This window comes from Streptomyces polyasparticus, from assembly GCF_014493765.1.
GTDB lineage: Bacteria > Actinomycetota > Actinomycetes > Streptomycetales > Streptomycetaceae > Streptomyces > Streptomyces polyasparticus.
In genome coordinates this window covers 1-10,616 of the sequence record NZ_JACTVJ010000057.1, presented here as the reverse complement: position 1 = coordinate 10,616, position 10,616 = coordinate 1, and the positions used below count along the sequence as shown (strand labels likewise).

Genomic DNA, 10,616 nt, shown 5'->3' with positions numbered 1-10,616 from the left:
CCCCCCCCCCCCCCCCCCCCCCCCCCCCCCCCCCCCCCCCCCCCCCCCCCCCCCCCCCCCCCCCCCCCCCCCGGCCCCACCCACCCGCGGGCTCCGCTGACGAGGCCCCTGGACGCAGCCCATAGCGCGTCAGCAATGGTCCGAGACGCAGGCCCATGCGGGCCAGGCCGGCCGTCCCACCCATCACGGGTGCCAGGTCAGCAGGACCCCAGGGGCCCGGCCCCCAGCGGATCCCACCCACCCCAGGCGCCCACAAGCCGGGATCCGGGGCGCAGCCCCAAGCGGGACCCACCCACCCTGGAGCCCCCGTCAAAAAAGGAGGGGGATCCGGGGCGCAGCCCCGGTTTCGGGAAGGGGCGGGTCGGGGAGAGAAGCCCGCCGCAGGCGCCACCCACCCCAGCCCGAACGAACCCGCACCTACTCCGCCGCCACCAACGGCAACGGCTCCGCAGGCGACAACGCCGGATCATCGACCCGGAACGTCCGCACCCGCCCCGGCGCAGACCCCGGCGTCTCGAACCGCACGGTCACCCTCCCGAGCCCACTCCCCTGCACCCACCCGGGCCCGAACTCCGCATGCCGCACATCGTGCCCGGCATACCACCGCCGCTCGACGACCTCGGGCTCGGCCTCGGGCCCACCCGCGACCTGCTCGTCGGCCACCGACGCCAGAGCGTCCGCCCCACCACCTGCCCCCTGCGCCTCCGCACCCAGGGCAGCCCCCGCCGCCCCCACCTCAGTCGCCTCAACCACCCGCGCAGCCTCCGCCGCCTGCGCCTGCGCGAACAAATCCTCCTGCGTGTAATCGGCCAGCCCGCTCACCCCGACCCCGAGCAGCCGCACCCCACCCGTCGTATCCACCGACTCGAGCAACCGCGCCGCCGCCTCCCGCACCACCGCAGGATCATCCGTCGGCCCCCGCAGCGTCTCGGACCGCGTCAACGTCGAGAAGTCATAGCGCCGCACCTTGAGCACCACGGTCCGCCCCGAGTGCCCACCGGCCCGCAGCCGGCCCACACAACGCTCCGCAAGCCGGTCCACCTCCAGGCGCACCCGCACCCGGTCGTGGATGTCGACGTCGAAGGTGTCCTCCACGGACACGGACTTCGTCTCCCGTTCGGCCACCACCGGCCGCTCGTCCACGGCCAGCGCCATCGCGTACAGATGCCCGCCGTGCGCCTTCCCGAGCAGCCGTACGAGCTCGTCCTCGCCGGCCTCGGCAAGATCCCCCACCGTCGTGATCCCGGCCCGCCTGAGGTGATCCCCGGTCGCCGGCCCGACCCCCGGCAGGATCCGTACGGACTTGTCGGCGAGCAGCTCGCGCTCGGTCCCCGGGTCGATCAGCCGCAGCCCGTCCGGCTTCGCCTCCTCGGAAGCGATCTTCGCCAGCATCTTGGACGCGGCAAGCCCCACCGACCCGGTCAGCCCGGTGACGGCCCGTATGTCGGCCCTGAGCTTCTCGCCCACCGCCAGCGCGGACGCCGTGTCCCAGGCCACCTCGCCCGCTTCGAGATCCACGAAGGCCTCATCGAGGCTCAGCGGCTCGACCAGCGGAGAAAGCTCTCTGAGCAGCCCCATGACCTGCTCGCTGATGTCCCGGTAGAGACCGAACCGCGGCACCAGGTACGCCGCATTGGGCGCGAGCCGCCGCGCCTGCCCCATCGGCATCGCCGAGTGCACCCCGAAACGCCGGGCCTCGTACGAGGCCGTCGCCACGACGCCCCGCGGTCCGAGCCCGCCCACGATCACGGCCTTCCCGCGCAGGCTCGGCTTGGATGCCTGCTCCGCCGAGGCGTAGAAGGCATCCATGTCGAGGTGCAGGATGGTGGGCGCCGCTCTCACAGCACCGATGCTGCCCTACGGCACTGACAACGGCCCCGAAGACGCCGGGCCCGTACGCGAAAACACACGAGGGCGCGGCCACCACGGGCCGTCACACAGCGCGGTTTCCCCGCCGCCTGGCCAGCTCATCCGCGGGGTTGTGCCCGATGAGCGTCTCACCGGTGTCGACGCGTTCCCCGTGCAGCTGCGCCAGCGCAGCCTCCACGTCGCGCCACACGACGCCCACGGCGATCCCGAAGATCCCCTGGCCGCCCTGGAGCAGCTCGACGACCTCGTCCGGCGAGGTGCACTCGTAGACCGTCGCGCCGTCGCTCATGAGCGTCATACGGTCTAGATCGGCGAACCCGCGCTCACGCAGATGCTGCACGGCGGCCCGGATGTTCTGCAGCGAGACCCCGGTGTCGAGGAACCGCTTCACGATCTTCAGGACGACGACGTCCCGGAAGCTGTAGAGCCGCTGCGTCCCCGATCCGAACGCGGACCGCACACTGGGCTCCACGAGCCCGGTACGGGCCCAGTAGTCCAGCTGCCGATAGGTGATCCCGGCCGCCGCGCACGCGGTCGGTCCGCGGTACCCGACCTCTTCGGCCGGCGCACCACTGGTCCCCCGCGCTGCCGCCGGGCGCTGCACAGAGTGATCGGTCGCGCCGCTGTGGAGCGGATACGGACCTTGCCCCAGACTTCGTCCGGGGGCACCCCCAGCCGTACCGTCGCCGCTGCTTCTCACGTCGGCCTCCGTCCTTGACCTGCCTTCTCGACGGTAGGCAGTACCCAGGAGCACGTCAACGAACGCCACACTCGGCACGCCGAGTGATAATCACCCGAAGTGTGGTTTGAGTCGCCTCACCGCGTGGAAAGGCTAGCCGAATGCCCGCGCGGCCCCGCTGGTACGGGCGCCGTCACTGGCTGTTGGTCCCGAAGTCCTCGGGTGAGATCTGGTCCAGGAACTCGCGGAACTTCTCGACCTCGTCCTCCTGCTCGTCCGGGATCGCGATCCCGGCGTCGTCGAGGACTCCGTCACTGCCGTAGATCGGCGTTCCGGTGCGCAGCGCGAGCGCTATGGCGTCCGAGGGGCGGGCACTGACCTCGACCCCGCTCGCGAACACCAGCTCGGCATAGAAGACACCTTCCCGAAGGTCGGTGATGCGCACTTCTGTGAGCTCCTGGCCAACGGCCTCAAGCACGTCCTTGAACAGGTCGTGCGTCAGCGGCCGTGCGGGGGCCATGCCCTGCTGAGCGAAGGCAATCGCCGTCGCCTCCCCTGGTCCGATCCAGATGGGGAGGTAGCGGTCGCCACCCACTTCACGCAGGAGCACGATCGGTTGGTTGGAGGGCATTTCGACCCGGACACCGACAACGTCGAGCTCATTCACACAGCAACCCTAGGACCTGGCCGACCGGTTTGGGTAGTCGGGCACCCCTTCGGTCAGTACAGGCGTACCCTGAGCGCCGACTGGACGAGGGCCGCATGCAGCTTGATCGTGAGCGCCGCGAGCTCCTTCGTACGGGCTTCCGCATGGGTCCTGGTCTGCGGATTACGGTGCCGGCGCAGTGGCGCGACCACCTGGTCCACAAGGCCCGCCTCGCGCTCGGCGGAGGCTTTCATGGCCCGCAAATGCCTCGGCTCGATTCCCGAGCTGCCGAGTTCGACGACGAGTTTCGCGATCTGCACGGCATCGGCGTCGTAGTCACCCTCGGCCGAGGGCGTGATCAGCCCGTACGACTCCCACTCGGTCAGCTGCTCCGCATCGACCTGCGCGGCCGCGAGCAGCGTGGCACGGCTGATCCGGCCCGCGGCGGGCTGGTCCAGAGGCAGGTCGAAACCTGCCGGGAGGTCCTCGTCCGAGGTCCGCTGCTGGCCCATCTGCGCCGTCGGCGCCTGTTCACCGCGCTCCAGGGCATCCAGGTGCTCCCGGATGACCTTGAGCGGCAGATAGTGGTCGCGCTGCATCCGCAGCACTTGGGCGAGCCGCTCGACGTCCACGGCGCTGAATTTGCGGTACCCGGACGGTGTGCGCTGCGGCTCCACCAGACCTTCGGACTCCAGGAACCGGATCTTGGAGATGGTGACCTCGGGGAACTCCTCGCGCAGCAGATTCAGCACCTGCCCGATGCTGACGAGCTCGCCTTCCGCGGTGGCGGTGCCGCTTCCGGCACCGCCCCTCGGTGTGTGAAGCATGGGCCTTCCCTGAAAGGTCAGACGGCCCGCTGGCTCGCGTAGAAGACCAGGCGGTACTTGCCGATCTGCACCTCGTCACCGTTGGAGAGCTGCACCGCGTCGATGCGCTCACGGTTGACATAGGTGCCGTTGAGGCTGCCCACGTCGGAGACGGTGAAGATCCCGTCCGCGCCGCGACGGAACTCCACATGGCGACGCGACACGGTCACGTCGTCGAGGAAGATGTCGCTCTGCGGATGGCGTCCCGCAGTGGTCAGCTCACCGTCGAGCAGGAAGCGGCTGCCCGAGTTGGGACCGCGACGCACGACGAGCAGCGCCGAACCGAGTGGGAGCGCATCGACGGCGGCCTGGGCCTCCGGCGAGAGTCCCGGCGTCGGGGTCTGCCCCGTCACCTCGGCCTCGTACGCCTCGAGTCCCGAGATCGAGATGGTCGAGGTCGTCTCGGAGGGCCGCTCGCCGCCCGGGGCCCGAAGGGGCGCACCACAGTTGGAGCAGAACCGGCTCGCCTCGGCGTTCCGGTTGCCGCACCTCGTACACACCAGGGCCGACATGGACGGATCCTCCTGCCGCGGGGGCCCCGCGGGGGCGTGGGGGGCATACGGGCCGGCGCCGAACTCTCCACCCGTACTTGAGGTTGATGGTTCTGAGAAACCTATGCCGCCGGTACCGACAGGGTCAACAGAAGACGCGCCCGGAGCGCCCGAAATGTCACCGCCGGGGCCGCCCACCTGATCGCGGAACAGCGGGCGTTCGCCACTCTGTCCCTCGGGCTCTGCATGCCGAGGAGCGCGGTGCCGGGCGGCGCCGCCGTCCTCGCGCGAGCTCTTGCCGAACAACTTCTGAAACAACTTCACGGGCGATTCCCCTTGACCGAAACAGACCCGCCCGTGGGGCAGGACGAACCCTGGCTGCTCACACCGGCGCTCACCGGTGACGCAGACACCTTCTCAACGTCCGCAACCTCCGGACAGTTTCCACCACGCGACACCCTTCCGGTGCGCCGACCCCCCGCAACCTCATGCCCTCGCTCACGCCCGGTGACACGCCCCTGGCTCACTGGGAGGACGACCGAGCGTAGTCAGGACGATTCGCCCGTCGCAAGGCATCCACGACGATCTTCTCGGCGCGTGTCACTTCCACCGTGGCCTGCTCCTTCTCCAGCGTCTGCACGACACCTCCGGGGATGTTCAGGGCCGGTTCGAGATCCTGCGCCTTGCCGATCACTTTGAAGCGGTACGGAGCGGAGATCGCGCGTCCGTCCACCTCGACCCCGTCGGAGCCGTCGGTGAGGTAGGTGTTCGCCACCACCCGCACATCGTTGATCTGGATCGCCTCGGCACCCGCCGCCCGCAGCTCCTGGATCGCGTCGAGCAGCATGTCCCCCTCGACCGCACCCTTGCTGTCGGTGACGGTCACAGTGATCCCGGGCCCTTCGGCCGCCACCGTCCCTGCGAGTACCCCGAGTTGCCGCTCCTTCTCCACCGTCTGCCTGCGCGCCTCTTCGGCCTGGTCCGAGCTGTTCTCGAGCTCGGTCCGCTGATCGTCGAGACGTTGCTTCTCGTCCTCTAGACGCTGAGTTCGGTCATCCAGTTCATCGAGGATGCGCACGAGATCTTCCTGGCGCGCTCCGCGCAGCGCGCTGCTCTCGCTGTTCGACCGCACCTGGATGGCGAGTCCGAGCCCCAGGACGAACAGCAGCAGCGCCACGATCAGCTGCGCCCGCGACACCTTCGGCGGCCACAGACTCCGCAACAGCCGCTGCCGCCCGGTGACTTCCGGCTGCGCCGGTTCTTCCGGTACGGGGTTTTCCTCCGGTACGGGGGTTCCTTCAGGATTCATCCGCCTCACGCCCTGAAGACATGGCGGCGAATGGCCGCGGCGTTGGAGAAGATCCGGATGCCGAGCACCACGACCACACCGGTCGACAGTTGCGCACCCACGCCCAACTTGTCACCGAGGAACACGATCAGCGCGGCGACCACGACGTTGGACAGGAACGACACGACGAAGACCTTGTCGTCGAAGATGCCGTCGAGCATCGCTCGGAGCCCCCCGAACACCGCGTCGAGCGCGGCGACCACCGCAATCGGGAGATACGGCTCGACCACTGCGGGCACCTCGGGCCGGACGAAGAGTCCGACGACGACGCCCACGACGAGGCCCAGTACGGCGATCACGATGTGCCCTTTCCTGCTTTCGGCTGTGCGGTTCGTACGATCAGACTCGGCGCAGCCGGCAGCCGCAGCTCGTCCTCGACGGAGATGTCCGCCTTGATACCGAAGTTCTCCTTGAGCGCGTGCAGATAGAGACCGTCCGCGCTGTCCTGGAACTTGGTGCTCAGCTGTTTCCCGTCACCGATGGCCAACACGGTGTACGGAGGCGCCAGGGGCTTGTTGTCGACCAGTATCGCGTCGCCCGCGGCCCTGATCGCGGACAGGGCGGTCAGCCGCTGCCCGTTGATCGATACGGCCTCGGCGCCGGACGCCCAGAGGCCGTTGACGACCTGCTGCATGTCCCGGTCGCGTACACGGCCGTTGTCGGAGAATCCCGTCTCGCCCCGCGGCCCGTCGCCGCCCTCGCCTTCACCGCCGGCGTCGTCGATGACGAGCTTGATGCCGGGGCCGGTGACCTCGGTGTCACCCGCGAGCAGGGACACCAACTCCCCCTGATCGCTGCCGTCTTCGTCGAGCGCGCGGCTGCGCCGCTCCTCGACGTCGTTCCGCAGCGCGTCGACGTCGTCTTCCAGCTTGTCGGCGGCGGACGACTCGCGTTCGATGCGGTCGATCAGCTCCTCGCGCTCCTTGGCGAGCACGGGAGCCGCCATCCGCGCCTCCGCAGCACCCACGGTCACCACGAGCGCGGCAAGCACCAGACCGGCGGCCAGACCCAGCTTGGCGCGCAGCGTACGCGGCAATCCGCCCTCGCCCTGCGCCTGTTTACGAGCCGCCGCCTCCGCATAGCCGTCGTCGAGGCTGTGGTCCATCACGTTGGTGAGCAGCGACATCGAAGCGTCCAGGCGCGGGGGGCGCGAATCGGTGCTCCGAACGGGGGGCTGCTGCGGCATGCCGCACATCGTCGCACGTCGCGCCCCGTACCTCCGAATGGCCCCACCGGCGCGCCGGGCTACGGCTGATATGCCATAGCCCGGCGCACGGTGAAGATCAGCGTCCGGCGCTGTCCACGACCGCCGACCACTCGTCGAGCAACGCCTGCGCGGAGGCGTCGTCGGGCCCCTCGGCCCACAGATGCGTGACGGCCTCGGCGGGGTCCGGCAGCACCATCACCCAGCGTCCGTCGGTCTCGACCACACGCACGCCGTCCGTGGTGTCCACGGACCGCTCACCGGCCTCCTCGACCACCCGGCGCATGACGAGACCCTTGACCGCCCACGGCGTCGCCAGATCCCGCTTGAGCACATGAGCCCGCGGAATCCGCGCATCGATCTGGCTGAGCGTGAGCTGGGTCCGCGCCACGAGTCCGATCAGCCGCACGAACGCGGCCGTACCGTCGAAGACGCTGCTGAACTCCGGCACGATGAAGCCACCACGCCCGTCACCACCAAAGATCGTCGCCTCGTCCCTGCCGACCCGGGTGAGATCGTCGGGCGACGTGGTCGTCCAGTCCACCTGCGTACCGTGATACGCCGCCACCTGCTCGGCGATACGGGTCGTGGTCACCGGCAGGGCCACGCGACCGCTGCGCCGCTCGGCGGCGACCAGGTCGAGCATCACGAGAAGCGCACGGTCGTCCTCGACGATCCGCCCCTTCTCGTCCACGAGGGAGAGCCGCTCGCCGACCGGGTCGAACCGCACACCGAAGGCGGCCCGCGCCGAAGCCACGATCTCGCCCAGCCGCACCAGACCCGACCTTCGAGCGTCCGCCGTCTCGGTGGGCCTCGACTCGTCGAGACCCGGATTGATGGTCAGCGCGTCCACCCCGAGCCGCCCGAGGAGGCTCGGCAGCACCAGGCCGGCGCTTCCGTTCGACGCGTCGACCACCACCTTGAGCTCGGACTCCGCGACCCCACTGGTGTCGATGTTGCGCAGCAGAGAGCCCGTGTACGAGTCGTACACGCTCGACGGGAAGTGCAGGTCACCGATCTCACCGGGGAAGGCTCGCCGGTACTCCTGACGTGCGTAGACGCGATCGAGCTTGCGCTGTCCGGCCTGCGAGAGGTCCGCTCCCCGCCCGTCGAAGAACATGATGTCGACGGAGTCCGGCACACCCGGCGTCGTCCGGATCATGATGCCGCCGGCACTGCCCCGCGCGGTCTGCTGCCGGGCCACCGGCAGCGGCACGTTCTCCAGGTCCCGTACGTCGATGGCACTGGCCTGCAGCGCGGAGATCACGGCCCGCTTCAACGCCCGTGCACCACGCGAATGATCACGCGCGGTGGTGACCGTGGAGCCCTTCTTGAGCGTCGTCGCATACGCCCCCGCCAGACGTACGGCGAGCTCGGGCGTGATCTCGACGTTGAGAATGCCGGACACACCACGGGCGCCGAACAGATGGGCCTGTCCCCTGGACTCCCAGATCACCGAGGTGTTGACGAAGGCGCCGGCCTCGACGGTCTTGAAGGGATAGACGCGTACGTTCCCCTGAACAATCGATTCCTCACCGACGAGGCACTCGTCGCCGATGACGGCACCGTCCTCGATCCGCGCGGCCCGCATGACGTCGGTGTTCTTGCCGACGACACAGCCGCGCAGATTGCTGTGCGGCCCGATGTAGACGTTGTCGTGCACGACGGCGCGATGCAGGAAGGCACCGGTCTTCACGACGACGTTGGACCCGATCACCGTGTGCTCGCGGATCTCCACATCCGCTTCGACCTTCGCGTAGTCACCGATGAACAGCGGCCCGCGGAGCACGGCGTCCGGATGCACCTCCGCACCCTCCGCGACCCAGACGCCCGGCGAGATCTCGAAACCGTCGATCTCGACATCGACCTTGCCCTCGAGCACGTCGGCCTGGGCCTTCACGTAGCTCTCGTGCGTACCGACGTCCTCCCAGTACCCTTCCGCGACAAACCCGTAAATGGGCTTGCCCTCCTTCATGAGCTGCGGAAAGACATCGCCCGACCAGTCGACCGGAACATCCGGCTCCACGTAGTCGAACACCTCGGGCTCCATCACGTAGATGCCCGTGTTCACGGTGTCGGAGAAGACCTGACCCCAGGTCGGCTTCTCCAGGAACCGCTCGACTTTCCCTTCCTCGTCGACGATCGTGATCCCGAACTCCAGCGGATTCGGCACACGCGTCAGGCATACGGTGACGAGCGCACCCTTTTCCTTGTGGAAATTGATGAGCTCGGTGAGGTCGAAGTCCGTGAGTGCGTCACCGGAGATGACCAGAAATGCGTCATCCTTCAGAGCGTCTTCGGCATTCTTGACGCTGCCGGCGGTGCCGAGTGGCTTCTCCTCATTGGCATAGGTGAGCTCCATTCCGAGCTCTTCCCCGTCACCGAAATAGTTCCTCACCAATGAGGCCAGGAACTGCACGGTGACGACGGTTTCATTCAGCCCATGCCGCTTGAGCAGCCGTAGCACATGCTCCATGATGGGCCGATTGGCCACAGGCAGGAGCGGCTTGGGCATACTCGAGGTCATGGGGCGAAGGCGTGTGCCTTCGCCTCCGGCCATCACGACGGCCTTCATGTCGGAAGCGTCCTCCTTGAGAGACGACGGTCTTGCCGACTCAGCCCGTCCGAAACCGCTCAGGTCGCTCGGACGCGGTGCGAGCGCACCAGCCGCTTTACAACGCCACCGATTCCGGCAGGCTCAGTCGGCCATGGCGTCCGCCCGGACGAGCCGGCGGACCTGAACCACGTAGAGGATCCCTGCCCACCAGTAGAGGGTTGTACCCCATCCTGCGAACGCCCATCCGAAAATAGCAGCGAGTGTCCCGAGCCAGCCACTTGTATCGCTGAGCAGCAACAACGGGAAGGCATACATCAGGTTGAACGTGGCCGCCTTCCCGAGGAAGTTCACCTGCGGCGGCGGATAGCCGTGCCGTCGGAGGATTCCCACCATCACCAAGAGGACCGCTTCGCGCGCGAGTAGCACCAAAGTCAGCCACAGCGGCAGAATCTCCCGCCAAGTGAGTCCGACCAATGTCGACAGGATGTAGAGCCGGTCGGCCGCCGGGTCCAGCAACCGCCCCAGGTTGCTGATCTGATTCCAGCGCCGCGCGAGCTTCCCGTCGAGATAGTCGCTGATCCCGCTCAACATGAGCACGATCAGCGCCCACACATCACTGTTCGGACCGCCGAACACGGGCCTGAGGATCAACCACAGGAAGAGAGGTACGCCGAGCAGCCTCGCCATGCTGAGGATGTTCGGGATGGTGAGAACCCGGTCGGTCTGCACACGGGTTTCCTGGACCTCCACCCGGGGGCCTCCTGTGGGAACGTTCCTACGATGCCCCATGACCTTACCCTCCGTGGCGGCGGCCGGCGGCCACGGGGTAGGCCAAGGGAGCCAGAAAGCAGAAAACCCCCGCACCGAATGGTGCGGGGGTTTTCTTTAAAATTAGTTCGGCGGCGTCCTACTCTCCCACAGGGTCCCCCCTGCAGTACCATCGGCGCTGTGAGGCT

General features: G+C 68.3%; 10 protein-coding genes. All 10 read right to left on the bottom strand.

The features are described from left to right. Nucleotides 1-417: 417 nt before the first annotated feature. The 10 genes from H9Y04_RS45065 to clsA all read right to left on the bottom strand — a co-directional run bounded on the left by H9Y04_RS45065 (nt 418) and on the right by clsA (nt 10,410). Nucleotides 418-1,842: a DNA polymerase IV gene (locus H9Y04_RS45065; RefSeq protein ID WP_187820060.1), complete on the bottom strand. Its 1,425-nt coding sequence runs from the start codon at nt 1,840-1,842 to the stop codon at nt 418-420. Between the two features lie 91 nt (nt 1,843-1,933). After that, nucleotides 1,934-2,569, bottom strand: a complete 636-nt coding sequence (locus H9Y04_RS45060) for a MerR family transcriptional regulator (RefSeq protein WP_187820059.1) — start codon at nt 2,567-2,569, stop codon at nt 1,934-1,936. 172 nt (nt 2,570-2,741) lie between these two features. Further along, nucleotides 2,742-3,215, bottom strand: a complete 474-nt coding sequence (locus H9Y04_RS45055; RefSeq protein ID WP_006123076.1) for a bifunctional nuclease family protein — start codon at nt 3,213-3,215, stop codon at nt 2,742-2,744. Between the two features lie 53 nt (nt 3,216-3,268). Beyond that, nucleotides 3,269-4,021 (bottom strand): transcriptional regulator FtsR, encoded by a 753-nt coding sequence (gene ftsR / locus H9Y04_RS45050; protein WP_187820058.1) that lies wholly within the window; start codon nt 4,019-4,021, stop codon nt 3,269-3,271. A 17-nt stretch (nt 4,022-4,038) separates the two neighbouring features. Next, nucleotides 4,039-4,917, bottom strand: coding sequence for a zinc-ribbon and FHA domain-containing protein (locus H9Y04_RS45045; protein WP_214662283.1), 879 nt, complete (start codon nt 4,915-4,917; stop codon nt 4,039-4,041). Nucleotides 4,918-5,074: 157 nt separating this feature from the next. Then, complete coding sequence (locus H9Y04_RS45040; RefSeq protein ID WP_187820056.1) at nt 5,075-5,860, bottom strand: DUF881 domain-containing protein; 786 nt, start codon at nt 5,858-5,860, stop codon at nt 5,075-5,077. A 5-nt stretch (nt 5,861-5,865) separates the two neighbouring features. After that, nucleotides 5,866-6,198 (bottom strand): small basic family protein, encoded by a 333-nt coding sequence (locus H9Y04_RS45035; protein ID WP_008749169.1) that lies wholly within the window; start codon nt 6,196-6,198, stop codon nt 5,866-5,868. Beyond that, the gene (locus H9Y04_RS45030) at nt 6,195-7,094 is read right to left on the bottom strand and encodes a DUF881 domain-containing protein (protein WP_187820055.1); all 900 of its coding nucleotides are present in this window, start codon (nt 7,092-7,094) and stop codon (nt 6,195-6,197) included. The genes H9Y04_RS45035 and H9Y04_RS45030 overlap by 4 nt, the downstream gene beginning before the upstream one ends. Nucleotides 7,095-7,182: 88 nt before the next feature. After that, nucleotides 7,183-9,678 carry a mannose-1-phosphate guanyltransferase gene (locus H9Y04_RS45025; RefSeq protein WP_187820054.1) on the bottom strand — a complete coding sequence of 832 codons (2,496 nt, stop codon included), beginning with the start codon at nt 9,676-9,678 and terminating at the stop codon, nt 7,183-7,185. Nucleotides 9,679-9,801: 123 nt separating this feature from the next. Next, complete coding sequence (gene clsA / locus H9Y04_RS45020) at nt 9,802-10,410, bottom strand: cardiolipin synthase ClsA (protein WP_187820053.1); 609 nt, start codon at nt 10,408-10,410, stop codon at nt 9,802-9,804. Nucleotides 10,411-10,616 lie beyond the last annotated feature (206 nt).

What these genes read in the sequence shown, in the direction of transcription:
- ftsR (WP_187820058.1), bottom strand. Translation starts at nt 4,021, where the DNA reads ATGCTTCACACACCGAGGGGCGGTGCCGGAAGCGGCACCGCCACCGCG.
- H9Y04_RS45040 (WP_187820056.1), bottom strand. Translation starts at nt 5,860, where the DNA reads ATGAATCCTGAAGGAACCCCCGTACCGGAGGAAAACCCCGTACCGGAA.
- H9Y04_RS45030 (WP_187820055.1), bottom strand. Translation starts at nt 7,094, where the DNA reads ATGTGCGGCATGCCGCAGCAGCCCCCCGTTCGGAGCACCGATTCGCGC.
- H9Y04_RS45025 (WP_187820054.1), bottom strand. Translation starts at nt 9,678, where the DNA reads ATGAAGGCCGTCGTGATGGCCGGAGGCGAAGGCACACGCCTTCGCCCC.